Annotated in this window: 21 protein-coding genes; 11 read left to right on the top strand and 10 right to left on the bottom strand. The window is 62.6% G+C overall.

Annotated elements, in window-relative coordinates:
• The first annotated feature begins 9 nt into the window (after nucleotides 1-9).
• Nucleotides 10-819 carry a sugar phosphate isomerase/epimerase family protein gene (locus D2T30_RS04990; protein ID WP_128207971.1) on the top strand — a complete coding sequence of 270 codons (810 nt, stop codon included), beginning with the start codon at nucleotides 10-12 and terminating at the stop codon, nucleotides 817-819.
• 68 nt (nucleotides 820-887) lie between these two features.
• Entirely contained in the window at nucleotides 888-1,859 is a 972-nt protein-coding gene (locus D2T30_RS04985; protein ID WP_128207970.1) for an LLM class flavin-dependent oxidoreductase, read from the top strand.
• Nucleotides 1,860-1,884: 25 nt separating this feature from the next.
• Here the strand turns inward: D2T30_RS04985 and D2T30_RS04980 are convergent, their stop codons facing one another.
• Together D2T30_RS04980 and D2T30_RS04975 are read right to left on the bottom strand one after the other, a co-directional pair.
• The gene (locus tag D2T30_RS04980) at nucleotides 1,885-3,633 is read right to left on the bottom strand and encodes a sigma-54-dependent Fis family transcriptional regulator (RefSeq protein WP_164884209.1); all 1,749 of its coding nucleotides are present in this window, start codon (nucleotides 3,631-3,633) and stop codon (nucleotides 1,885-1,887) included.
• Between the two features lie 221 nt (nucleotides 3,634-3,854).
• Entirely contained in the window at nucleotides 3,855-5,015 is a 1,161-nt protein-coding gene (locus tag D2T30_RS04975; protein WP_128207968.1) for an acyl-CoA dehydrogenase family protein, read from the bottom strand.
• A 275-nt stretch (nucleotides 5,016-5,290) separates the two neighbouring features.
• Here D2T30_RS04975 and D2T30_RS04970 point away from each other — a divergent pair, with 275 nt between their 5' ends.
• The 3 genes from D2T30_RS04970 to pcaF are packed head-to-tail and all read left to right on the top strand — an operon-like array spanning nucleotide 5,291 to nucleotide 10,042.
• Nucleotides 5,291-6,745 (top strand): NAD-dependent succinate-semialdehyde dehydrogenase, encoded by a 1,455-nt coding sequence (locus tag D2T30_RS04970; RefSeq protein WP_128207967.1) that lies wholly within the window; start codon nucleotides 5,291-5,293, stop codon nucleotides 6,743-6,745.
• A 7-nt stretch (nucleotides 6,746-6,752) separates the two neighbouring features.
• Nucleotides 6,753-8,819, top strand: coding sequence for an FAD-dependent oxidoreductase (locus D2T30_RS04965; RefSeq protein WP_128207966.1), 2,067 nt, complete (start codon nucleotides 6,753-6,755; stop codon nucleotides 8,817-8,819).
• Nucleotides 8,820-8,836: 17 nt separating this feature from the next.
• Entirely contained in the window at nucleotides 8,837-10,042 is a 1,206-nt protein-coding gene (gene pcaF / locus D2T30_RS04960) for a 3-oxoadipyl-CoA thiolase (protein WP_128207965.1), read from the top strand.
• Nucleotides 10,043-10,213: 171 nt separating this feature from the next.
• Here pcaF and D2T30_RS04955 read toward each other — a convergent pair whose 3' ends face one another.
• Nucleotides 10,214-11,287 carry a 2,3-butanediol dehydrogenase gene (locus D2T30_RS04955; protein ID WP_128207964.1) on the bottom strand — a complete coding sequence of 358 codons (1,074 nt, stop codon included), beginning with the start codon at nucleotides 11,285-11,287 and terminating at the stop codon, nucleotides 10,214-10,216.
• 302 nt (nucleotides 11,288-11,589) lie between these two features.
• Between D2T30_RS04955 and D2T30_RS04950 the strand changes: the two genes are divergently transcribed.
• From D2T30_RS04950 to D2T30_RS04925, 6 genes are all read left to right on the top strand, one after another.
• Nucleotides 11,590-12,120: a flavin reductase family protein gene (locus D2T30_RS04950; RefSeq protein ID WP_128207963.1), complete on the top strand. Its 531-nt coding sequence runs from the start codon at nucleotides 11,590-11,592 to the stop codon at nucleotides 12,118-12,120.
• A gap of 52 nt (nucleotides 12,121-12,172) precedes the next feature.
• Nucleotides 12,173-13,261: an LLM class flavin-dependent oxidoreductase gene (locus D2T30_RS04945; RefSeq protein ID WP_128207962.1), complete on the top strand. Its 1,089-nt coding sequence runs from the start codon at nucleotides 12,173-12,175 to the stop codon at nucleotides 13,259-13,261.
• A gap of 27 nt (nucleotides 13,262-13,288) precedes the next feature.
• Nucleotides 13,289-13,969 carry a 3,4-dihydroxy-2-butanone-4-phosphate synthase gene (gene ribB, locus D2T30_RS04940; RefSeq protein ID WP_128207961.1) on the top strand — a complete coding sequence of 227 codons (681 nt, stop codon included), beginning with the start codon at nucleotides 13,289-13,291 and terminating at the stop codon, nucleotides 13,967-13,969.
• Nucleotides 13,970-14,040: 71 nt separating this feature from the next.
• A complete protein-coding gene (locus D2T30_RS04935; RefSeq protein WP_128207960.1) occupies nucleotides 14,041-15,225 on the top strand; it encodes a CaiB/BaiF CoA transferase family protein in 1,185 nt (394 codons plus the stop codon).
• Nucleotides 15,226-15,534: 309 nt separating this feature from the next.
• On the top strand, nucleotides 15,535-17,421 hold the full coding sequence (locus D2T30_RS04930; protein WP_164884208.1) for a sigma-54-dependent Fis family transcriptional regulator: 1,887 nt from the start codon (nucleotides 15,535-15,537) through the stop codon (nucleotides 17,419-17,421).
• A gap of 115 nt (nucleotides 17,422-17,536) precedes the next feature.
• Entirely contained in the window at nucleotides 17,537-18,331 is a 795-nt protein-coding gene (locus D2T30_RS04925) for an SDR family NAD(P)-dependent oxidoreductase (protein ID WP_206612862.1), read from the top strand.
• Between the two features lie 349 nt (nucleotides 18,332-18,680).
• On the opposite strand, the gene D2T30_RS04920 is transcribed toward D2T30_RS04925, so the two are convergent.
• The 7 genes from D2T30_RS04920 to D2T30_RS04890 all read right to left on the bottom strand — a co-directional run bounded on the left by D2T30_RS04920 (nucleotide 18,681) and on the right by D2T30_RS04890 (nucleotide 25,400).
• On the bottom strand, nucleotides 18,681-19,400 hold the full coding sequence (locus D2T30_RS04920) for a TetR/AcrR family transcriptional regulator (protein WP_128207957.1): 720 nt from the start codon (nucleotides 19,398-19,400) through the stop codon (nucleotides 18,681-18,683).
• Nucleotides 19,401-19,439: 39 nt separating this feature from the next.
• Nucleotides 19,440-19,655, bottom strand: a complete 216-nt coding sequence (locus D2T30_RS04915) for a hypothetical protein (RefSeq protein ID WP_128207956.1) — start codon at nucleotides 19,653-19,655, stop codon at nucleotides 19,440-19,442.
• 328 nt (nucleotides 19,656-19,983) lie between these two features.
• Nucleotides 19,984-21,603 carry an electron transfer flavoprotein-ubiquinone oxidoreductase gene (locus D2T30_RS04910; RefSeq protein ID WP_206612861.1) on the bottom strand — a complete coding sequence of 540 codons (1,620 nt, stop codon included), beginning with the start codon at nucleotides 21,601-21,603 and terminating at the stop codon, nucleotides 19,984-19,986.
• A 94-nt stretch (nucleotides 21,604-21,697) separates the two neighbouring features.
• On the bottom strand, nucleotides 21,698-22,624 hold the full coding sequence (locus D2T30_RS04905) for an electron transfer flavoprotein subunit alpha/FixB family protein (protein WP_128207954.1): 927 nt from the start codon (nucleotides 22,622-22,624) through the stop codon (nucleotides 21,698-21,700).
• 1 nt (nucleotide 22,625) lies between these two features.
• Complete coding sequence (locus D2T30_RS04900; RefSeq protein WP_128207953.1) at nucleotides 22,626-23,387, bottom strand: electron transfer flavoprotein subunit beta/FixA family protein; 762 nt, start codon at nucleotides 23,385-23,387, stop codon at nucleotides 22,626-22,628.
• Between the two features lie 234 nt (nucleotides 23,388-23,621).
• Entirely contained in the window at nucleotides 23,622-23,978 is a 357-nt protein-coding gene (locus D2T30_RS04895; RefSeq protein ID WP_164884206.1) for a putative quinol monooxygenase, read from the bottom strand.
• Between the two features lie 213 nt (nucleotides 23,979-24,191).
• A complete protein-coding gene (locus D2T30_RS04890) occupies nucleotides 24,192-25,400 on the bottom strand; it encodes a DUF1173 family protein (protein ID WP_128207951.1) in 1,209 nt (402 codons plus the stop codon).
• Nucleotides 25,401-25,425 lie beyond the last annotated feature (25 nt).

The raw sequence follows: 25,425 nt of genomic DNA, 5'->3' as shown, positions 1-25,425 counted from the left end.
AGTCGCCCGATGTCCCATTCTGTCCACGCGCTCGACTCATTCTTCTACACTTCGATGGGGGTTTATGCCTTCGAGTCGCAATGCGAAATGCTTGCCGAACTCGGTTATGACGGGATCACGGTTTCGGCCTGGGGCGGTCAACCGCTGACCGATCTCTCCCTTCTGCCATCCGTCAAGGCACGCCACGGTCTGGATGTCACCGGCCTGTATGCCGTGCTGCATGAGGGGCGCAATGACGCCCTTATTCGCCGGATCATCGAATCCGTCGATGGGGTAGAACTGATCGAGCTGGCCGTGCAGACATCCGTCAACGGCGAGGCGGCCATCCTGCGCAACATCGAGGCAGTGTTGCGGATAGCGGAGCGTCGGGATTTGCGGATCGCGCTCTATCCGCATCTGCGGCACGTCACCCAGACCACGAGCGAAGTCGTGCGCCTGTGCGAATATTTCGACCACCCCAGGCTGGGCGCGTCCTTCAACGGCTACCACTGGTACGCAAGCCAGGAAGGCAGGCTGGCAGAGCGCCTCGCTGCAATGCGGCCCTGGCTGATGCAGGTGGTGCTGTCTGGCAGCGCGCTCTCGCCTCTGGGCTGGGGTGGGGTTGCGACGATGGAGCCTGTCGATCGCGGCGAGCTCGACAATTTCGCGGTGATCGCCGCGCTCGACCGCATCGGCTACACCGGCAGCCTCGGTATCCTTGGCTGGGACTATTGCGGCGACGTTTATCCCAAGTTGGATCGTTGCCTTGCGACGATACGTGCCATCGACCGGCGCCTTCAGGCTCATCCGGGATGGGCCGATTTCGGGGCGGGACTGTAACCCCGATCCTTTAATTTGGTCGGCGGCCATATCTCGATGCCCGCAGTCCCGTCAGTCAGGAGGCGCATATGATTCCCCTTTCCGTGCTCGATCTCATGATGATCGGTGAAGACAAGACCTTCGCCGACACCCTGGCCGATGCGGCCCTGCTCGCCAGGCATGTCGAGCAACACGGCTATTGCCGCTACTGGATCGCAGAACACCACGATCTTCCGGGCATCGTGTCGTCGGCGACGACCGTGCTTGTGCAGCATCTTGCCGGTGCGACGTCCAGACTGCGTGTGGGTTCAGGTGGGATCATGCTGCCCAACCACTCGCCGCTGGTGGTGGCCGAACAGTTCGCGACGCTCGACACGATCTTTCCCGGACGGATCGATCTGGGTATCGGCCGCGCCGCAGGTGCTGCGGGACCGAGTATAAGGGCGCTGCGGGGCCTCGCCCCCGAGCGGGATTTTGAAGACGATATCCGGCAGCTGGCCGATTTTCTGCATGACAACGGCCGCCAGCCCGTGCGCGGCATTCCCGGCAATCACGAAGTGCCGATCTGGCTTCTGGGGTCAAGCATGTACAGCGCCGATCTGGCCGCCAGGCTTGGCCTCCCTTATGCCTTCGCATCGCATTTCGCGCCGCATTTCCTGATGAATGCTCTTGCGTACTATCGTGAGAACTTCAGGCCGTCTGCGGCGCTGGCCAGGCCCTATGTGATTGCGGGTGTCAATGCCTTCGCCGCTGATACCGAGGCCGAAGCAGCTTTTCTTGCGAGTTCGCATTTCCATTGGGTCAACATGCTGCACAAGGGTCGCCCGGGCCCCTTGCCGCGTCCGCAGGAAGGCTATCTCGCAACGCTCTCCGATCGGGAAAAGCAGGGCTTACAGCAGGCATTGGCCTATTCCGTTTTCGGCGACAAGACGCAGGTCGGGCAGTGGCTGTCGGACTTCATTGCCAGGACGGGTGCGGATGAACTGATCATTGACGCACGGATCCACGATCCTGCTGCCCGTTGCCGCTCCTACCAGCTTGTGGCGGAGGCCCTGTCATGAATGATGGTGAAGTCTGCGATCAAGGTCAGGGTTTGTCGATCAGGCCATTTGATCGCTTGCCCTGCATTTTGCGATAGAGCGTGGCGCGCGAAATTCCGAGGTAGCGTGCCGTCTCCATCACATTGCCCTTGTGATAGCGGAGGGCTGTTTCAATCCTTGCCGTCTCGTATTTCGAGCGTGCCAGAACATCATGAGTTTCAGAAAGCTCGATCAGCCGGGCAGGAAGATTCGCCACGGTGACTGTATTCTCTGCCAGCGCGATTGCACGACGCAGGGCGAAGTGAAGCTCCCTGAGGTTCCCTGGCCAGTGATGGCAGGACAGGATTGCCAGGGCTTCGCCGGAGATATGCGGCGCAGCCCGGCCGGCCAGTCGGGCTTCTTCGGCCAGAGCCCGCAGAATTACCTTCTCCGGCTCGGGGGTAGATCGCAGCGGGGGCAGAGTGAACGCGGCACCGTTAAGCCGATGGATTAGGTCTGGACGCAATCCCGCCAGTTCGGGCTGCAGGTTCTTTGCGGAAGATGTGATCGTGATGAGAGGGTGTTGGGCGCCTTCGAGAACCTGAACTAGGCTTCTCTGCATTGGAATAGACATCTCGTCGATCTGATCCAGAACAAGAGTACAGCTTGGTCGTGCCCTGAGCGTATCGAGTTTCAGACGGGTGATCTCATCAGCCGCTCCACCCTCTAGCATCAGAAAATCGCCAGAGACAAGGCGGGCGAGCCGGAGCGCGAGTGTCGTTTTTCCGGTTCCCGTTTCACCTGTGAGCATAAGCGGCAGTTGTCGGAGCGCGAGACCAAGAGCCTGCTGCAGTATTTCGTCTAACCGGGGATCTGAGAGCGGGGCTTCGGATTCGGGCGGTGCCGCTGGCCCGTGATCGCTGATTGCCGCAGCTGCCTGGCTCAGGGCGGCCATCCGCAAGTGCCCTGCTCCGGCCGGGGTCACTGGTTCGGACCGAACTCCATGTACAGCATCAGGCTCGACGATTTGATCGAGGCGAGCCGTCCGGAGTTCGTCTGCCGTGCGACGGAGCATCATGGGAGCGTCGTGCGTAAAATCGACGATTAGCCCGAAATCATCTAGCGCCAGCATAGAAAGCGCCGCTGCATCGGCGAAATCGCCGTCCGCCGAGAGGCTGACGAGCCGGTGGCCGGAATTGCGCCGCTGAAAGAGCTGGGTTTCGATCCTGCGCGCGGAACGGTTTACCACATCGCTCAGAAGGCGGACGGCCTGTGCGCCAATCTTGTCAAGCGAAGATATGTTGAGGACACCTGCGAGCAGGCCATGGCTGCCGAAGATCGGCGCGACGGTGCAGGTGATGCCACTCAATGCGCGATTGAAGTGTTCATCTCCAACGATGGAGAGTGGACGACGTTCCAGCAGGCAGGTCCCAATGCCATTTGTCCCTTGCATGTCCTCGACCCAGATCGAACCCGGCAGAACGCCTGCCCGTTTCAGGTCGTCCATATGATAAGGATCGCACCGGAAAAGCAGCTTGACCCCCTGAGCCGAAGCCAGAGACACGGTACAGGCATCGGGTGCCAGGCGGCGGAACAGCCGATCTATTTCCGCAGTGGCCGAGCGGATCAGCAACTCCTCCTGATCAAGCGTTTCACGGAGTTCGCCATAGCTCAGAACGTCAGCGCGGCGCGTGAAATCAGGCGAAAGCCGATGGGTTCCAAGGCACCTGCGCCAGCTACCTTCAACCATAGCCGGCAACCCTTCTGGTATTTCCGTCAAGGGCAGCGTGCGCATTCGATGAATGTCAGAAAGCATGCCCGGGCCCTCCCCTGCAACAGACATGGTCGTCATTCCGGTGGGTCTGGCCGACCGGGAATCTCATCAATCTAGGCGTTTCTCGAAAGAAAGACAGAGAAAAGCATTCTGAAGGCAAGAGCAGTTCTGCAACGGAAAGCGGCCCCCGCATCGGACGGGGGCCGCTCCATGTTTCGGATGGTGCGAATTCGCGGGGAGGAGGCCATCCGAATCCGGTCGTTTCAGGCTGAGGCATCGCGGATCATGTTGCGCGCGATCACTACCTGCTGGATCTGGGTCGTGCCCTCGTAGATGCGGAACAGGCGCACGTCGCGATAGAACCGCTCGATGCCGTATTCCTCGACATAGCCCGCTCCGCCGTGGATCTGCACTGCGCGGTCGGCCACGCGGCCCACCATCTCCGAGGCGAACATCTTGCAGCATGCAGCCTCGGTCGAGACCTTGGCCCCCGCGTCCTTGCGACGCGCGGTTTCCTCGATCATGCAGCGCGCGGCGAAGGCTTCGGTCCGGCTGTCAGCCAGCATCGCCTGGATCAGTTGCTTTTCGGCAATAGGTTCGCCGAACTGCTTGCGCTCCATCGCATAGGCCAGGCTGTCGCGGATCAGACGTTCGGCGGCGCCGACGCAGACGGCCGAGATATGAAGGCGCCCGCGGTCCAGCACCTTCATCGCGGTTTTGAAGCCCTGTCCTTCGCGCGCGGGCCCGCCGATGATCGCTGAGGCCGGAACGCGGCAGTCTTCGAGGATCACATCTGCAGTATGCGACCCCTTCTGCCCCATCTTCTTGTCGACGGCGCCGATCGACAGGCCCGGCGTACCGGCCTCGACCAGAAAGGCGGTAACGCCCGCCGAGGTTTTCGACGTCGGGTCGGTGCGCGCGAAAACGGTGAACAGCCCGGCATGCGGTGCATTGGTGATGAACCGCTTGGTCCCGTTCAAAATGAAATGGTCGCCGTCGCGGCGGGCCGAGGTGCGCAGCGAACCCGCATCAGAACCAGCTTCGGGTTCAGTCAGGGCGAAAGACGCAATCATCTCGCCACTGGCGAGCTTCGGCAGATAGGCCGCCTTCTGCTCGGGCGTGCCGTCGATGATGATCCCCTGCGAGCCGATGCCGTTGTTTGTACCGACCAGCGAGCGGAACACGGGCGAGGTCTGGCCAAGAACAAATGCGGCGGAAACCTCTTCGGACATGGTCAGGCCCAGCCCACCGAATTCCTCAGGGATGGACATGCCGAACAGGCCCATTTCACGGATTTCCGCAATGAGCCCGGACGGAATACGATCTTCTTCGGCAACCTGCGCTTCATGCGGCACAAGCCGTTCGCGCACGAACCGATCCAGCGTTTCCAGAAACTGCTTCAGGGTCTCGGGATCCAGGCTCATGGTCTGGCGTGTCCTTCTTCTTGGCGGCCGGTTGGCTGAAGCCGTCCGGTGATCGGCATTTCACGGAAGGAATATCAGACACTTGGGAACCGCGGAACTGGCGCAGATGTACCAGCGCGGGAGGGATGACCTGTCGCACAAGAGACAATTGCCGCGGGGGTGAGGACCCCTCTAGCAATGAAGGGGAATGTGGCGGCGCAGCTTTCGGTGGGGCCGGATGCGGACATTTCGGATCGCTCCCGGGTGCGGGCCGTCGGCAATGAGGAGGACCCGCGATGCTTTCCACCCAATACCCCCGGATCGAGCTTGTGATCGGCGCCGAACGCATCGGCCCCGAGGCGCGCGAGGCCCGGCCAGTGCTCAATCCGGCGACGGGCGAACAGCTGGGGATGATGCCCTCGGCCACGCCGGAGGATCTGGACCGGGTCGTCAGCGCGGCCGAAGCGGCTTTCGCCATATGGCGCGCAATGTCGGCCTATGAGCGCAGCGCGATCCTGCGGCGGTTTGCCGATCTGCTGCGCGCCAATGCCGAAGCCATCGCGACCAACCTGACGCGCGATATGGGCAAGCCGCTCTCCGAAGCGGTGATCGAGATCCGTTCGGGGGCCGATCACGTCGATTGGCACGCCGAGGAGGGGCGGCGCATTTACGGGCGCATCATTCCCGCCCGTGTCGCCGGCGTGCAGCAGCAGGTTCTGCGCGAACCGGTGGGTGTTTGCCTCGCGATCTCGCCCTGGAACTTCCCGATGAGCCAGGCGGTACGGAAGATCGCGGCGGCGCTCGCCTCGGGCTGCACGGTGATCCTGAAGGCGGCGGCCGAGACGCCGTCCTCAGTCATGGCTATGGCGGATCTTCTGCGCGAGGCTGGTCTTCCGGACGGCTGCCTCAACCTCCTCTGGGGAGATTCCAACCTGATCTCGCAGACGCTGCTGGCGCGGCCCGAGGTCAAGAAGCTCAGCTTCACCGGCTCGATTCCGGTGGGCAAGCATCTGGCGGAACTGGCCGGCCGGCACATGAAACGGCTGACGATGGAGCTCGGCGGACATGCTCCGGTGCTGGTCTTCGACGATGCCGATCCCGAGGCCGCGGCCCGCGCGCTGGCGGCGAACAAGCTGCGCAATGCCGGGCAGGTCTGCATCTCGCCGACGCGGTTTTTCGTCCAGGAGCGCGGATATGAGCGGTTCGTCGATGAACTGGTGGGGACTTTCTCTAAGGTGAAGGTCGGCAACGGACTGGAGCCGGGCGTACAGATGGGGCCCCTGTGCCATCCCGGCCGGGTCGCCGCGATGGAATCCCTTGTGGGCGATGCGGTCGAGCGTGGGGCGACTGTGGTGACCGGCGGCAGCCGGATCGGCAATGTCGGGAACTTCTACGCGCCGACCATCGTCACCACCGAGGGCGACGAGATCGCCCTGATGAATGACGAGCCCTTCGGCCCGATCGCGGTAGTGTCGCCCTTCCGTGGCATTGAGGATGGTCTGGCGCGGGCGAACCGGTTGCCGCTCGGCCTCGCCTCCTATGTCTTCACCAATTCGCTGGAGCGTGCCGAGCAATCGGCGGCCGGGTTGCAGGCGGGCATGGTGAGCGTGAATCATTTCGGCCTCGCTTTGCCGGAAACGCCCTTCGGCGGGGTCCGGGACAGCGGTTATGGCACCGAGGGCGGGTCGGAGACCTTCGATGCCTATCTCAACACCAAATTCGTTTCCATGATGACCCGGCCCGTGGCGTGAGGATCAGATGACTGTACATTGTCAGATCGCCGGCGGCGTGGCCCTCATCACCATCGACAATCCGCCCCTGAACGTCCTCGGCCAGGCAACGCGCGCCGGTCTTGAGGCGGCGATCGGGCAGGCGGTCGAGGCCGGAGTCGGCCGCATCGTCCTGACCGGTGCGGGGCGCGCCTTTGTCGCCGGGGCGGATGCGAGGGAATTCGATGGCCCGCCCCTGGCGCCGCATCTGAACGAGATCCTTGCGCGTCTTGCCGCGCTGCCGATCCCCACGGTCGCCGCGATCAACGGCACCGCGCTCGGCGGTGGTTGCGAGATCGCGCTGGCCTGCCGCTATCGCATCGCGGCGCCCTCGGCTGTGCTGGGTCTGCCCGAGGTAACGCTCGGGATCGTTCCCGGCTCGGGTGGCACACAGCGGCTGCCCAGGCTGACGGGCATCGCGGCCGCGGTCGATTTGATCGGTCAGGGGCGTAGCGTGAAGGCGGCAGAGGCGCTCGATCTGGGTATGATCGATGCGATCGCCGAGGATCCGGTCGCGGCGGCGAAGGCGCTGGACGAGGTCATGCTGCGCGGCGCCATCGTGGCGGATGTCCGCCCCGCCCCCGAGGCCGATGCGGCGGCCATCGCGGCGGCGCGCGGCTTGGTGGCCAGACGCATGCCGGGACAGACAGCGCCACTGATCGCAATCGGCCTGGTCGAGGCTGCGGCAGAGCGTCCCCTGGAGGCCAATCTGGCGGCCGAGCGGAAAGCGTTTCTGGACTTGCGCGGCGCGGACCAGTCGCGCGCGCTGCGGCACATCTTCTTTGCCGAACGCTCGGCGCTTTCGGCGGGCAAGGCCTTCCCCGTGCCGGCCGGCGCTATCGAGACCGCCATCGTTGTGGGCGGCGGCAACATGGGCGCCGCGATCGCCTATGCGCTTGCGGGCAGCGGCATCCAGGTCACGGTGGTCGAGACTGATGCCGTCGGCCAGGCGAGGGCGCAGGCGAATGTCGACGGGCTGGTGCAGCAGGGGGTGAAGCGCAGCGTGCTATCGGCCGATGCGGCGTCGCGGATCGGTGCGCGGCTGACTTGCGTGGCGGGGTTCGATGCCCTGCCGCAGGTGGATCTGGCGATCGAGGCCGCCTTCGAGGATATGGAGGTCAAGCGGGGCATCTTCGCCCGCTTGCAGGCCAGCCAGCCTGACACGACGATCCTCGCCACCAACACCTCCTATCTCGATGTGAACCGGTTGGCCGACGGCATTCGCGATCCGGGCCGCTTCCTCGGGCTGCACTTCTTCAGCCCGGCGCATATCATGAAGCTGCTGGAGATCGTGCGCGGCGAGCGGACCTCGGCGGAAACGCTCGGGGCGGCGTTCGCGCTGGCGAAACGGCTGGGCAAGATGCCGGTGCTGGCGGGCGTCTGCGACGGTTTCATCGGCAATCGCATCCTGACCCGCTACCGCCAGGTCGCCGACATCCTGCTGATCGAGGGCGCTTTGCCCGGGCAGGTGGATGCTGCGATGCGCGATTTCGGCATGGCCATGGGTCCCTATGCCGCGCAGGACATGTCGGGGCTCGACATCGCCTATGCCAACCGCAAGCGCCAGAACCTCAAGGGCCGTACGGATATCCGCTATGTCCCTGTCGCCGACACGCTGGTCGAGGATATGAAGCGTCTCGGCCGCAAGACTGGCGCGGGCTGGTACGACTACGACGACAAGGGCACGCCGGTGCCTTCGGCGGCGGTGGAAAAGGTCATTCTCGATGCTTCGGCAGGCACTGGTGTCACGCGCCGGAGCTTCGTGCCCGAGGAAATCTCGGGCAGGATACTGCTGGCGATGATCGCCGAAGCGACGGACATCCTTGATGAAGGCATCGCCGCGCGCCCGCGCGATATCGATATCGTGCTGGTGCATGGCTATGGCTTCCCGCGCTGGCGCGGCGGCCTGCTGCACTATGCCGACACGTTGGGCACCGTTGCGATCCTGCGCCGGATCGAGGAACTGGCCGCCGCTGATCCGCTCATCTGGCGTGTGCCGCCTCTGCTGCGCCGCCTCGCCGACACCGGGACGGCCTTTGCCGACCTTAACGACTGAACCGACAGGAAACGACCATGAGCGATGTGTTCATCTGCGACTATGTGCGGACCCCGATCGGGCGTCACGGCGGCGCGCTGGCGGCGTTGCGAACGGACGATCTCGCGGCCGTGCCGCTGACGGCCTTGCTGGCACGCCAACCCCAGCTCGATCCGGCCGCCATCGAGGAGGTATGGCTGGGTTGCGCCAACCAGGCCGGTGAGGACAACCGCAACATCGCGCGCATGGCGCTTTTGCTGGCGGGCATGCCTGATTCCGTGCCGGGGGTCACGCTGAACCGGCTCTGTGCCTCGGGGCTGGAGGCGGTGCTGACGGCGGCGCGGGCGATCCGCGCGGGCGAGATGGACATGGCCATTGCGGGCGGCGTCGAGAGCATGAGCCGCGCGCCCTTCGTGATGCTGAAGGCGGAAAGCGCGTATTCCCGGACTGTCGCGATGGAGGATACCACCATCGGCTGGCGCTTCGTCAATCCGAAGATGCGGGCGCAATACGGCGTCGATCCTATGCCGGGAACCGCCGAGAATGTCGCGACAGATTTCGCGATTTCGCGTGCTGATCAGGATGCCTGCGCGCTGGCTTCGCAGCAAAAGACCGGGGTCGCGATGGCCAGTGGGTTCTTCGCGCGCGAAATCGTGCCGGTGAGCGTTCCGGTCGGCCGGGGCAAAACGGTCGAGGTGACGCAGGACGAACATCCCCGCCCTCAGACGACAGCCGGGGATCTGGCGCGGCTGAAGCCGGTGGTGCGCGCCGATGGCTCTGTCACTGCAGGCAATTCCTCGGGCGTGAACGATGGTGCCGCCGCGCTGCTGCTGGCGTCGGAGTCGGCGGTGAAACGCCACGGGTTTCGCCCCCTGGCCCGCGTCGCCGGTGGTGCGGCGGCGGGGGTTGCGCCCCGGATTATGGGCTACGGCCCGGTCCCGGCGGTGCGCAAGTTGATGGAGCGGGCAGGGCTCGGTACGGCGGATATCGACCTCTTCGAGGTGAACGAGGCCTTCGCCTCGCAGGTTCTGGCCTGTCTGCGCGGTCTGCGCATCGCCGACGACGATCCGAGGGTGAACCCGCATGGCGGGGCCATCGCGCTCGGCCATCCCCTGGGCATGTCGGGAGCCCGGATCGCGGGCAGCGCAGCGCTGGATCTGCACGGTACGGATGCCCGCCGGGCGATCGTGTCGATGTGCGTGGGCGTGGGGCAGGGTGTCGCCCTGCTGCTTGAGCGTCCGTGACGGGCCGGCACCCCCGGTTGAAGGTGCAGACTGTCTGGAGCGTCTGGCCGTCGGTGGGCACTACATGATGAACGCCGGCACAAGGGCGTCTCACCACCGCTGGGGGCCGGATCGTGCCGGCGCGCGATCCGGCCCCGCTTTCCTCAACTCATAGAGCGTTCCAGGCAATCGCTACGGCTGGAGGTCGATCAGGATCTTCAGATGGCTGCCCGCAGGATCGAGCAGCACGTCGAAGCCTTCCCTGATCGCGCTGTCGAGCGTAACCGTCCGGGTCACCACCTTATGTGCCGGGATCTGTCCCGAAGCGAGAAGACGCATCACGCGCGGCCAGATCTGGCTCGGGTAGGCCCAGGACCCGCGGATGTCGATGTCCTTGTAGACCACGTTGAACCAGTTCACTGGAGCCTCGCCGGAATGCAGGCCGATTTGCACCACGACGCCTTGCTTGCGGACCCCATCGACGCAGGCCTGCAAGGCAAAGGTGTTACCGACGCATTCCAGAGCCACATCGACACCGACATTTCCTTCGGTCGCGGCGCGGACGACTTCACCGACATTCTGTTTCTTCGGATCGATGGTCACGACGTCCGGCAGAATGCTCCTGGCGATTTCCAGGCGCGTCGGGTTCGGGTCGGACACGAAGAGCTGCACCGCCCCGGCCGCGCGCGCGGCCAGCAGCGTCAGAAGGCCGATCGGACCCGCACCGGTCACCAGGACCGAGTCGCCCGCTTTCACACCGCCCCGCTCGCAGCCATAAACGGCGACGGCGGTCGGCTCGACCAAGGCCGCATCCGAATCCGACAAGGTCTCGGGCACCTTATAGACATTATAGCCTTTCAACAGGCATGCCTCGGCCATTCCACCGCCAACCCAGCTGAGCCCGGCCAGCGCCATCGTGTCCGAGAGGTTGAAGGCGCCACGGTCGATGTAATAGTCGCCGCTGCGCGGGGTGATGAACGGCTGAACCGACACCCGGTCGCCGACGGCGACATGCGTCACATCGCGGCCGGTCTTCATGACCACGCCGCCGAATTCGTGGCCCAGCACCTGCGGGCCGGACACCCCGGTCACGGGATGCGGCTCCTTCGGCACGAAGATCGGCCCGTAGGCATATTCATGCAGGTCGGTGCCGCAGATGCCGACATAGCGATTGCGGATGACCACCTCGTCCGGCGCCGGGTCTGCCGGCTCCGGAATGGTCTCGACGCGCAGGTCTTTGGCTGCGTGGAAACGCAGTGCTTTCATGGGGTTTCCTCCTCCCTCGTGCCACCTGACGGAGGCGTCAGGCGGACTGCTCTGGCGGACCCACCGAACTCGGACTTTGGAAGAGCGCGGGTGTGCCGAGGGCAGCAGGAACAGAAAATAATTGGTCGCCGTGTGCGGTGACAACTGTCTCTCATGAGACATCGGGCACGCCCGGACTGGCGCAATTGGACCAGTATACAGACGCTAACCAATTGATATTCATAGGGGGAATAGCTGGAGGATGCTGGTCGGAAGCATTGCCTGACGGGCAGTTGCCCGAAGCGCCGGAGGGGAGGCTGGAGATGAAGATGAACGATGTGAGTGTGGACCAGGCCCTGAAAGATCGCTTTCGGGCCAGCATGCGCCTTGCCGCGGCGAGCATTTCTCTGGTGACCGCCCGCGATGGGTCGGGCAACCGGCACGGAATGGCGGTGACCAGCGCCACCTCTTTGTCCATGGATCCGCTGTCGATGATGGTCGCCGTCAATCGTTCGGCGTCGATTCATCCGGTGATCGCGGCCGGCGGCACGTTCTGTCTGAACCTGATGGCCGAGGACCACGGCGCAATCCTCGAGCGCTTTTCGCGCAGCGACATGCGCGAGATGCGTTTCGCGACCGACGACTGGTCTGCGGGGCTGCACGGGCTTCCGGTCCTGCGCGGCGCCTTGGCCTCGCATCTGTGCACCGTTGTCGCCGCGCATGAGTTCGGCACTCACACGGTTTTCTTCGGCCAGGTCGACGATGTCGTTCTGCCCGGGGACGACGGGCAGGCGGCGGCGCCGCTCGTATGGCTGAATGGCGGGCGGGTCTCCATCCACCCCCATGTGGCCTGAAACTTTCAACATCGCCCGACAGGGCGTCGAACAAACCTGAGGGAGGAATACCTTGGAAATCGGACTGTTCCACATGCCGCTGCATCCGGCCACTCGTGCGCTTTCGGATGTCGTGAAGGAAAACACCCAGAAGATCATCTACGCCGATGAACTCGGCTTCGCCGAGGCCTGGGTGGGCGAGCACATGTCGGCGACGACCGAGCCGATCACCTCGCCGCTGGTCTTCCTTGCCTCGCTTTTGCCGCAGACGAAGAACATCAAGCTTTGCTCCGGTGTGGTCTGCCTTCCGAACCGCCACCCCGCCATCGTGGCTGCCGAGGTCGCGCTCTTCGATCATATGGCCGAAGGTCGCTTCGTGTTCGGTGTCGGCCCGGGCGGTCTTGCTTCCGACATGGAACTGTTCGGGAACCTTGACGCCGGCATCCGCAACGAACGCATGGCCGAGTCGATGCAGATGATCCTGAAGATCTGGTCGCAGGACCCGCCCTATGACATTCAGGGCAAGCACTGGCAGATAAAGATCACCGAGAACATCATCCCCGAACTCGGCGTCGGCTTTATGCAGAAGCCCTATACCAAGCCGCATCCGCCGATCGCAATGACTTCAATGTCGCCCGGCAGCAGCTCGATTTCCTTTGCAGTCAAAAAGGGTTACAGGCCGGTTTCGGCGAATTTCGCCCCGGAAAGCACGATCATCAGCCACTGGGCGAAATATGTTGAGGGCTGTGAAGCGATCGGGCGGGAACCCACGGGTGATGACTGGACCATCGCGCGCAACGTGCTGATCGCCGAAAGCGACGCGCAGGCCGAGGACTGGCTGATGGATCCCAAGGGCTCCAACTTCTACTACTTTGACTATCTCTTCGAAGTGCTGAAGCGCGCCGACTACATCTCGGTGATCAAACCAGATCCCGACATGAAGGACGAGGATGTGACGGTCGAGGATATTGTTCGGGCCTCGGTCATATTCGGTTCGCCGAGGACCGTGGCCGAAAAGATCCGCAGTCTGCGCGAGCGTTCCGGCCCCTTCGGCACGCTGTTGATGGCGGCAATGGACGGTAGCGGGGAAAATCTTGAACGCGAGCGCCTGACGATGCGCCTTCTGGCCCAGGAGGTTCTGCCATTGGTGAATGCATCCTGACCGCAGAGGACCTGCAAGCCGGAGGAAATGATCGTGACTATTGATTGCAGGATCGAACCCGCCACCGAGGCGCTCGCCGTCCATGCGGTTCCACACGAAGCGGACCCGGTGAATCAGGCTATCGAAATAGTCTCGGTGGGTGGGATGGTCATCGTTGTCGACAACGATGACCGCGAGAACGAAGGCGATTTGATCGCTTCCGCTCAAAGCATTACACCGGAGATGGTCGCCTTCATGGTCAACCATACGACCGGAATTCTTTGCGCGGCTATGGATGATGAGCGGGCGGATGCGCTTGATCTGCCCCCGATGGTTGCGCGGAACAACGATCCACAGGCAACGGCTTTCACCGTAACCTGTGATGCTGTCGGCTGCGGGACGGGTGTCTCGGCCAGTGACCGAACGGTGTCGTTCCGCGCGCTGTCGGCGGCTACACCTCAACCAGGAATGCTGCGTCGGCCCGGGCACATCTTTCCCCTGCGTGCGCGTAGGGGAGGTGTCCTGACGCGCGAAGGGCATACCGAGGCCGCTTGGGATCTTGTCCGGCTTGCCGGTCATGTGCCGGTCGGAGTGCTCGGCGAACTTGTCAATCCGGATGGCACTATGATGCGCGGTGAACAGATCGCTGCCTTTGCCCGTCGCTTTGGGCTCAAGACCATCTCTGTCGCGCAAATGATCGAGTGGCGCAGGGCGCGCGGCGATATCTGACCCTTACTTTGTTCGCCCCCGTTTGTCCTGATGGGGGCGGCGATCTTTCACTGAAGCCCGCTGGAGCGAACATGAACACATTGCCTTCGGGCTGCCTGAGCGGCACGGTCGTCGTAGATGCCTCGCGGGTGCTCGCCGGGCCGTTCGCCGGCCAGCTTTTGGGCGACTATGGTGCAGAGGTCACCAAGGTCGAGGCCTTTGATGGGGACGATACCCGACGTTTTGGGCCCCCCTTCGTCGACGGTGTCGCGCCCTACTTTCTCGGCCTCAATCGCAACAAGCAGGACCTGGCCGTCGATCTTTCGACCAGTGCCGGAATGGAGCTGCTGTTCGAGATGCTCGAGCAGGCGGATGTGTTCATCGAGAATTTCAAGCTCGGCACCTGGGCGAAATGGGGGATCGGCGATCTGACCGAGATCACCCGGCGCTTTCCGCGGCTGATCCATTGCCGGGTGTCGGGCTTCGGCGATACTGGCGAATATGGCGGGCTTCCGGGCTACGACGCGGCGATCCAGGCGATGTCGGGCTTGATGGCGATCAACGGCGACCCGGCGGACGACGCCTGTCGCATCGGCGTTCCGGTCGTCGACACCTGCACCGGTATGTATGGCGCGATGGGCATCCTGATGGCCCTGCTGGAGCGCAATCGCTCCGGCAAGGGGCAGATGGTCGAGGTCACGCTCTACGACACGGCCATCGCGATGCTGCATCCGCATGTCGCCAATGTCCTGAATGGCGGCAAGGCCATCCGCACCGGCAACGGGCATCCGAACATCGTTCCTTACGACCTGTTTCCGACCGGCACGGTCAAGCTGTTCGTTGCCATCGGCAACGACCGCCAGTTCCGCACCTTCTGCCGCGAACTCGGCGACGAGGCCCTGGGCACCGACCCGCTCTACCGCACCAATGGCGACCGGGTGGTGAATCGCAAGAGCCTGCGCGCGCGGATCGAGCCTCTGCTGACGCAACATGACGGTCTGGCGCTCTTCGAGCGGCTGATGGAGCTTGGCGTTCCCTGTGCGCCGGTCCTGTCGGTCGAGCAGGCGCTGGCGCTCGACCACACCCGCAGCCGCGAAATGACGGTCGAATACGAGGACTATCGCGGACCGGGTCTTGCGGTGAAACTCAAGCGGACGCCCGGCTCGGTCAGGCTGGTCCCGCCGACGATCGGCCAGCACAGTCGCGAGGTTCTTGGCCGGTTTGGCTTTGATGACATGAAAATCGCCGACCTGTTCGGGGAGGGTGTGGTCAGATGAGCATGGGATTTCCTATGAACCGAGTTGGACGGATTTCAGCCCCGGTGTTCCGCCGGGAGGTCCGATCTGTGGCCAGTCTCATTTGAGACAGTCATTCCGTCTGCTTTGTCTCGCCTGAGCCATATACCAATCTTCATTTCCCAATGTAGCATTTGCCGACCTTCTGTCTGAGGAGCCAGAGGGCCAGGGGAGATGAAGAAAGACGGATAATCCATGATCGGGACAGGCAGAAGGCATTTCAGCCTACCCTGACCCGAGAACATGACCGATCTGAATTCATATTCCAGCGATTGCTTTGGGAGGAGCAGGATGTGGGAGCAAGTGAATAGTGCGGATCTTTGCGGAACGGATGCTTCGCTTCAGGAAGTTTACCGGCTGCGTGCCGCCAGAAGCCAGAAAGTAGCAGCCCCGCTGTCAGGTATTGTCGCTGACTCGTGGAAACGTTGCCTTTCAGACTACAATCTCGACCCTGATCGTGTGCCGCGCGCGGCTGTGCTTACCCACTCCGAGATGCGCGAGCTTGCGGATCGACATCACGAGATGATCGGCATTGCGGAACCGGAGGTCGAACGGCTGTTCACGAGACTGGTCGACAGCGAATATCTCGTATCCTTTGCGTCGCCCGAGGCTGTCATGATGCTGTTCCGGTGTGATTACCCGTTCATGGACAATATGTCGGGCTTCGGCGTTCAGCCGGGATCGGTCTGGGTCGAGGAGCGCCAGGGTACGAACGGTGTCGGGACCTGCCTTCGCACGGGTCGTTCAATCGCGATAGCGGGGGGTGAGCATTATGGGAGTTCAACCCGGGCGCTGACGTGCATGACGGCGCCGGTATTTGGGCGAGATGGCGCTATTGAAGGCGCGATCAACGTTACCACTGCCTCGGGTAGTGATATGCGGGCGAACCACGTTGTACGCGATATTGTTGAGCGTGCGGCACTGCGCATCGAGAACCGTCAGTTCCTTCGGCAACATCGGACGAGCCGCCTGCTGCGGATCGCGGTGGACGTTGTCGATGCGGAACTTGCCGAAGCGGGCCATGTCGCACTGGATGAGAAGGGCTGCATACGTGCGGGCACTTCTAACCTGCAGGCTTTGGTCGGTGTTTCCCTCGCAGAGGTTCTCGGGCGAAGGGTGGAAGAGGCGTTCGATCTCGGCTCTGATCTGGACATGATCCGTCCCGACGAGACTATTCGGATGCATGCCTACGGGCGTTGTCTGCAGGCATTGGTGCGTGAGCCCGTGTCAGATGCGCCTCGCTGGATGGCCCGCCCCGGCGGTCGCAACCCTGCACAAAGCGAAGCCATTTCAAAGGTGCAAATGGTCGATGAGGTTTCAGAGCCCCGTTTGTCGCGTATGGGACCGGTTTCTGAAATCGCTCTGGAGCGTGGGCAACGCCTTCTTCAATCTGGGCTGCCACTGATCGTGGTGGGAGAGACCGGCACAGGTAAATCGGCCTATGCCAGGGCAGTCGCTACCCGCTGTCTGGCGCGGGAGGGCGAGATGATCTTTGTGGACTGCGCGGCGATGGCTGGTGATGAGGCCGGTCGTGCAATCCGATCCATCAGTCAAACCCGCGGCAGTGCCTGCCTGATCCTGGATCGGATCGATGAGCTCGACGACGCGGGGCAAATCGCACTTCTCGGGATGCTGGAAAGAGATCGCAGCGCAGGGGCAAACGGGATCTCCGTTGTCGCCAATACCAATCTTTCGTTGGAACAGATGCAGAAGGACGGACGGCCGCGTGCAAGCCTGCTTCATCGGCTCAAGGGTGGCTCGATCGTTCTGCCGCCGCTTCGTGCGATCGCCGACCTTGAAGGCATGATCCTCGAGATGTTGGAAGTCGAAGCACAGATACTGGGCAAAGCGAACATTCGGCTTGGTGACGAGGCGCGCGTTGTTCTGCTCAACTATCACTGGCCCGGGAACGCGCGGGAGCTACAGCATGCACTTCGACATGCAGCGGTTCTATGCGATGATCGCTTTATCCAGCTCGATCATCTGCCTGACGACATCGTGGCTGAGATTGCGGACACTGATCTGACTGCAAGATCCAAGTCAGAGGCTTCCCGTATCCAGGCCGCGCTGCGTCACAATAACGGCAATGTGTCGTTGACGGCGCGCTATCTCGGCGTGTCTCGCGCAACGCTCTATCGAAAGATCAACATCGGCAAGGTTCGCGTCGAGGCGTCATAGCTCGCGCGCGCCACTGCGGGTCGATGTCCCGCTTACACCGCTGGCCGGCGGAATGGCCAGACGGCCCGTCGGTCGGCGTTGCCGTGTTACAAAAGCCAACAATGGAGGAAATTTCTTGGCAGATTCTCAGTTTTCCCTGAGTGGACGTGTCGCCCTTGTCACGGGTGGAGGCCGCGGGATCGGCGCAGGTATCGCGAAGGCATTGGCCGAGGCGGGCGCTGACGTTCTGATCGCCGACTACAATGTCGCTCTCGCCGAGGAGGGTGCCGCTGCCGTAGAGTCCTTAGGACGCAAGAGCGAGGCAATTGTTGTCGACGTCCGTAAGCCCGAAAGCGTTCAGGCGATGATCGACAGTATTGAGAAAACCTGGGGCCAGCTCGATATCGCGGTAAACAATGCAGGTGTCGTCAGCCTGGGCGGTATCGAGGACCTGACTGTTGAGCAATGGGACGACCTGATTGACGTCAACCTGCGCGGGGTCTTCCTTTGTTGCCAGGCGGAGATCAGACTGATGCGCAAGGCGCGCTTCGGACGGATTATCAATACATCATCGATCGCGGGCAAGGTCGGGTTCCCGAACCTTTCGCATTACAGCGCGTCCAAATTCGGCGTGATCGGCTTCACCAACGCGATCGCAAAGGAGGTCGCGAAGGAGGGCATCACCGTCAATGCGCTGTGCCCGGGGATCGTCGCTACCGGCATGTGGCGTGGCGAGACGGGGCTGTCCGGGCTCTGGGCTCTGCCTGGGGAAACCGAAGAGCAGTCTTGGGCGCGCCATCAGCAATCCTTCCTGCCGCAGGGTGAGGCGCAGACACCGGAGGATATGGGTCAGATGGTTGTCTATATGGCTTGCGCGCCGCACCTGACTGGGCAAGCTTTGGCCGTTGATGGTGGTTTCTCGCTGGGCTGATGACTGCGGAGAGGGGTTCTCGGGAAGGCGCGGGGCTGGGCGCGGCGGCCCCGACTGCCGCTCCGGGCGGGTGCCGAATTCCATGAGCAATCTGCTAACCTGTTGACGTGCGACTGAGTTTCGGGCGAGCGAATTGCCCCTGAAAACGCATCGTCATGTGTCTGCGTGATCGAGACACGTTGCGCACTCAACAGAGCTCGCCTGCATGAGCGCGGTTCCCTTGCCGCCTTCCCTCAAGGTGAATTCTTCGCGGCCAATTTCTGTGGGGCGCACGGACCCGTCTCAATTGAGGCGTGGCCGAAGTCCCGACCATGTTTCATATGGGATGAGACGCAGTATCGAGAATGATTTAGGATCGGGCCAGTAAGCCCGAACCCAGAGCCGGGTCGGCAATCCTGCGAGCTGTTTCTTTGGCGTCGTCTCTCTTGCCGACATTTCGGGATGAAGGGATATCCCGCCCGAGACACAGTGCGAGCAACGTCTGCTCCAGGCTGAGTGGAGTGGCGGACCTCCCGCTCATCACCGGCAACGCGAGCGAAATACCGATGGCGCCCACCATCATCACGAGCAGCGTTTCTGGATCTACGCCGGGCATCATCCCGGCTTCTGTGGCTTCGACCAGGAGAGGCAGAAACATCTCGCGGTGAGGTTGCCACAGTCGCAAGACAATGTAGTCGCGCCGCTCGCCGGGTCTGGATACCTCATCGGAGAAGAACCTCGGAAGCTCCGGGATACCGGTGTGGAAGCGCACAAAATGACGCAAGGCGATCGCAAGGCGCAGATGAACAGGGCGACCGTCCGGAGAGAATGATGCAGCCTCCGTCTGGGCGTGGGCCATCTGGTCTGCGAGATGGTCGATCACTGCCTTCCAAAGTTCGAACTTCGAGCCGTACAAACGCGCGACGATGGCGACATCAACTCCAGCACCTGCAGCAATTGCACGCAAGCTTGTGCCATCGTATCCGTCCTGGGCAAAGCAAGAGAGCGCTACGCGCATCACATGGGCCTTGTCCAGTTCGGCCCCACGCCTGGGTCGACCCCTGCCTCTGCCAGTTTCGGCTCGGTCCATCACATTTTCCCACTGGTTTTCCAGACGCCTTAGCCTTGACTAAACTGCGAGCGCGGAATAATCAACAAGTGTTGTTTTTTGGAGTAGCGCCTCTTGCGAACCTTCCTCCTCGAAGTTTGGAATGGTTTCTCGGGGGCACCGATTCATTCCGCTGAGATTGCCGCAGCCGATGAGCCTGAACTTCATCGGCACATAAGCGAACAGATCGGTGCTATATTTGGTAGCACGGACGCGTTTGTTGATCTTCAGCCACATCGAGGCACATTTGCCATCGGGGCAGGCTTCTGGTCACGCAAGGGAGCGTATCGTTTGACGCCACTTGAGAACGGCGAGGCATGAAGGCAGGCCGCCACGATTAGCAAGAGTGACATCCGCCGCCTGTGTGGGTCGCCATGTAGCTTCTGGGCAGGTTGGAGGCAGGGTGAGGTCAGAAGCGAGAGACAAGACGTTGGCCAGAACTCACAACTTTTTGCACTCGGCAGCATCAGAAATTCGACGCGGCGCAATCGAGACAAGATCCTTCCTTCTGCTTTGACAAGGTGTTCGAGCGCCTTCCTCCTCAACCGACCAGGAAATCGCTTCTTCACATGTTGGGATAGTTCGGCCCGTCGCCGCCCTGCGGGGTCGTCCAGTTGATGTTCTGCGCCGGATCCTTGATGTCGCAGGTCTTGCAGTGGACGCAGTTCTGGAAGTTGATCTGGAATCGCGGCCCGTCGGGCCCCTCCAGCACCTCATAGACCCCGGCCGGGCAGTAGCGCTGCGCGGGTTCGGCGTGTTTGGGCAGCGTATAGGCGATGGGAACCGCCGGATCCTTCAGCTTCAGATGGCAGGGCTGGCTCTCCTCGTGGTTGGTGAAGGAGAAGCTCACATTCGTCAGCCTGTCGAAGGAGAGCACGCCATCGGGGCGCGGATAGGTGATCGGCGCGTAATCCTTGGCCTCGCCGGTGGCCTGCGCATCGTTCTTGCCGTGCTTCCAGGTGCCGAACGGGTTCCAGCCGGTGAGGTTCGCCACCCACATGTCGAGCCCGCCGAGCGCCACGCCGGGCAGCCCGAGCCGCGACCAGAGCGGCTTCACGTTGCGCACCTTCTTCAGATCCGCGGCGATCGGCCCCGAGCGCAGATCGGCCTCATACGCCACCAGCTCGTCACCCTCGCGCCCGGCGGCGATCGCGGCCTGGGCGGCCTCGGCCGCGGCCTTGCCGGACAGCATGGCGTTATGGTTGCCCTTGATGCGCGGCACGTTCACGAGGCCCGCCGAACAGCCCAGGATCGCCACGCCCGGCGCGGTGAGCTTCGGGATCGACTGCCAGCCGCCCTCGGAAATCGCCCGCGCGCCGTAAGCCACCCGCTTGCCGCCCTTCAGAAGCTCCGCCACCAGCGGATGGTGCTTGAAGCGCTGGAATTCCATGTAGGGGTAGAGGTAAGGGTTCTTGTAGTTCAGGTGCACGACGAAGCCGATCAGGACCTGGTTGTCCTCGAAATGGTAGATGAAGCTGCCGCCGCCGGCGTTCGACCCGAGCGGCCAGCCCATCGTATGGGTGACCGTGCCTTCGCGGTGCTTGGCCGGGTCGATCTGCCAGATCTCCTTCATGCCAAGGCCGAATTTCTGCGGCTCATGGCCTTTGGACAGGTCGAATTTCGCCATCACCTCCTTGGTGAGGCTGCCGCGCACGCCCTCGGCCAACAGGACGTATTTGCCGCGCAGCTCCATCCCCGGCTCGTAGCTCGCGCCGATGGAACCGTCGGCCTCGCGGCCGAACTCGCCCGCGATGACGCCGGCCACCCGGTCGCCTTCCCAGACGATCTGCGAGCAGGACATGCCGGGGAAGATCTCGACCCCGAGCTCCTCGGCCTGGGCCGCCATCCAGCGGCAGACATTGCCCATCGAGACGATGTAATTGCCGTGGTTGTTCATCAGCGGCGGCATCGGCCAGTTGGGCAGGCGCAGCTTGCCCGCGGCGCCGAGAAGATAGAAATTATCCTCGCGCACCGGTACCTTGATGGGCGCGCCGCGCTCCTTCCAGTCGGGGATCAGGGCATCGAGCCCCGAAGGATCGAGCACCGCGCCCGACAGGATATGCGCGCCGATCTCGGAGCCCTTCTCGAGCACCACGACCGAAAGATCCGCATCGAGTTGCTTGAGTCGGATCGCCGCCGAGAGCCCGGCCGGCCCCCCGCCCACGATCACGACGTCGTAGTCCATTGACTCGCGATCAGTCTCCGAGGTCATGGTCTTTGTTCCTGTCACGCGTGCTCCCGCTGTTTCGGAGCGGTACAGATTGCTGGCCCGGACTTTTTCAGAGCTTTTCGGTTAGATCGGGCAGGACGGCAAAGAGATCGCCCACCAGGCCGTAATCGGCGACCTGGAAGATCGGGGCCTCCTCGTCCTTGTTGATTGCGACGATGACCTTCGAATCCTTCATCCCCGCCAGATGCTGGATCGCGCCCGAGATCCCGGCGGCGACGTAGAGGTCCGGCGCCACCACCTTGCCGGTCTGGCCCACCTGCCAGTCGTTCGGCGCATAGCCAGAATCCACCGCCGCGCGGGAGGCGCCCACCGCGGCACCGAGTTTGTCGGCCAGCGCCTCGATGATCCGGAAATTCTTCTCCGAGCCCACGCCGCGCCCGCCCGAGACCACGATCTTCGCAGAGGTCAGCTCCGGCCGGTCCGAGGTCGCCACCCTGTCCTCGACCCAGGCTGAGACGGCGGGATCTACCGCCGCCGCTACCGCCTCTACCGGTGCAGAGCCGCCCGCAGCCGCGGGCGGGAAGCTCGCCGTGCGCACCGTCAGCACCTTCACCAGATCGGCGGAGCGCACAGTCTGGATCGCGTTGCCGGCATAGACCGGCCGCCGGAACGTGTCCGGCGCCACCACCCCGGTTACATCCGAGATCACCATCACGTCGAGCAGCGCCGCCACCCGCGGTAGCACGTTCTTGGCCGAGGCCGTCGAGGGCGCCACGATATGCTCGAAGCCCCCCGCGAGACCGACTACCAACGCGGACAGCGGCTCGGCCAGACCGTGACCGAGGCTCGCGGAATCGGCCGCCAGAACCTTCGCTACGCCCGAAAGCCCCGCTGCCGCCTGCGCCGCGCCCGCGATGCCCGCGCCCGCGACCAGAACCGTCACCGGGCCGAGCGCGGTGGCCACCGACAGCGCCTTCGCCGTCGCATCCAACGCCAGATCGGGCCCCGTCACCTCGGCCAGAAGAAGAACCGCCATCTCAGAGAACCCCCGCCTCGTTCTTCAGCTTCGCGATCAGCTCGTCCACCGAACCGACCTTCACCCCGGCCTTGCGGCCCGCAGGCTCCTCAGTCGCCACCACCGTCAGCCGCGGTGCCACGTCGACGCCGTAATCGGCCGCCGTCTTCTCCTCCAGGGGCTTCTTCTTCGCCTTCATGATGTTCGGCAGCGACGCGTAGCGCGGCTCGTTCAGCCGCAGGTCGGCCGTGATGACTGCCGGCAGCGTGACCTTCACCGTCTGCAGCCCGCCGTCGATCTCCCGCGTCACCACCGCCTGGCCACCCTCGATCGCGACCGCCGAGGCGAAGGTCGCCTGGCCCCAGCCCAGAAGCGCTGCCAGCATCTGGCCCGTCGCGTTCATGTCGTTGTCGATTGCCTGCTTGCCGGCGATCACCAATCCGGGCGCCTCCGCCGCAACTACCGCAGCCAGAAGCTTCGCCACCGCCAGAGGCTCGATATCCATCGCTGCATCCTCGGCGGCGGTAATCAGGATCGCACGGTCCGCTCCCATCGCCAAGGCCGTCCGCAGCGTCTCCGCCGCCTGCTTCACGCCAACTGAGACCACCACAATCTCCGAGGCCACGCCCTTCTCCTTCAGACGGATTGCCTCCTCGACGGCGATTTCGTCGAATGGATTCATCGACATTTTTACATTGTCAAGATCAACCCCTGACCCATCACCGCGAACCCGAACCTTCACATTGTAGTCAATCACCCGTTTCACAGGCACCAGTAATTTCATGATCTCAATTCCTCTGAAAGCTGCCAGATCCAAGCCGATATCCTGTCGCGCAAAGCGACGTGACCTCCGGTCGGAGATCACGGTTACCGGGCAGTCGAATGTCGGCGTGATGGAGGACCGCACGATTTAATTGCAATGGCTTTACGAATCCCCATGCCGCAACCAACCCGAAGGCGCTTCAGACAAAATTTGATCCATGAGCGATATGGAGCAATCCTTCATCAGACACGCTCTCTATTTGGTGAATCCGTCAAATGGCAAAAGATATACTGCGCCGAACTCATCCAGTATTTCCCGGGCAGCGACGTTTGGGGAACCATAGACCGTAAAGCTTTCGACTGTCGCCAAATTCGTAAAGTCCTCGGCGAACTGCGAGAAGACCTTCGTCACATGATCGATGACAGCCTGGGAGTCCTTGTAGTGCTCAAGGATATGAACTGAGCTCAAATCATCGCTTATCATGTATTCGTAGGCGAGCGAGCCTTCTTCCCGCAATGTCGCCTTAACGAGTGGAGCAACGACTTTCTGGAAGTCGTGGTAGGTGTCGGGTTCAATTCTGAAAACGCACACCCAATAGACATCTTGCTTCATGTGTTGTTCCTCAGGGCTATGGTACCAGAGCAATTCCGGCGTATCAGAGCATACTGCGGCTCGGGCGCCCATCGTAACTTCCGCGACAGTGTCGGAGTTTAGAGCGTCTCAACCTGATACAGATCTTACCAGGCGCAGTGAGGATGTGGTGACTGGATGCCTGAGAATTCTCCCAATGCGACCGACCGGATTTCGGGCTTGTATGGCTTGTATTTATCCCGGCGGTGGTATCGTCGGCATGTCGCCGTTGGAGACGTCCCAGACCCAGGATGCGAGGTCTGGCGCGGAGGCAATAGCCGCGTCAAGCTCAACGCGCACAGCTTCGTCGACAACCGGCGGCAGGATGTAGAGCCCGAGCGGATGCGGTTTTCGTCTTGGCAGAACAGCCATCAGTTCGATGCCGGTCGCGTCCCTCCCGAAGCTCATCCTCCACACGCTCTCCTCGCGCAAACCGGCCAAGGTCCTCAAAAGTCTGTGTTCGAACACTGAGCGAAACGGAATCCAGGTCTCGGAGACCACCATGAGAACAGCTTCTTCGATCCTGGTGAGCCCCGCCGGATCAAACCCGAAGGTCGCGAACAGAAGCAGGTGGGTTGTCGGATCTGCCTCCCAAAGAGCGAGTTCGCGGCTGAACCGGTCCTTCATTTTTTTCCAAGAATGAGCGTCGAGCAGCATTGGCAGATCGGGCAAGTGGCGAACTACGATTTTGTACCCTGCTCGCGTTGCCTCGACTGACTTTACCTCTCCGAGGATGAGCATGAGGCATTTCGCTTGAGAAGCAGGCGTCAAGAGCCGAGCCAGTGATGCTGTCCGCCTTTGTTCTATGGCGGACTTGTCCTCGACGCGGAACGGCTCAGGAATGAAGAGCAATCCACCAAGACAGTCCCGATTAACGCTCATAGTGCGGGCGGCGGCGAGCAGATGCGACCGGATGGTCCACCAATGCCTCTTCCCGGTCCAGAGCGCAGTCCATCGGTTCAGTTCTGCTTCCTGCCATAGAAAATGCAGCAGGCTGATCATCGCAAGTCTCGGAGGGGCTGTCGCGGCAACAGACTGGGTAATGGACGGCTCGATGTCTTCAGCGCGCAACTTGCCTGCTGTCTTCGACAAGCTGAAGTCCAGCCGGAGCGTAACCTCTCCTGTCTCTGCATTTCGGCGGATCCCGGTTCCGACCACCGGATCGAGCGTACCGACCTCCCATGGGTCAGCATGGGCTTCGCAGGAGCCTTCGTGATCCACTCCCGAAAGCGGCATACGTTTGATCAGATACTGGTCCCCGATACGGGCGACATATGTCGGCACTCCCGGCTTTCGGCAGAGGCAGAGTGGCCGGATCCGGGCCTGCCAGGCGTCAGCAAGCGCGGCCTGCAAAACAGGGGAATCCTCATCGAACACGACTCCGTTTACATCGAACTGCCGCATGGTGATGGTATCCTTTCAGATTTGA

The organism is Paenirhodobacter populi (genome assembly GCF_004022215.1).
Classification (GTDB): Bacteria; Pseudomonadota; Alphaproteobacteria; order Rhodobacterales; family Rhodobacteraceae; genus Rhodobacter; species Rhodobacter populi.
This window is presented reverse-complemented; position numbering and strand designations above follow the sequence as displayed.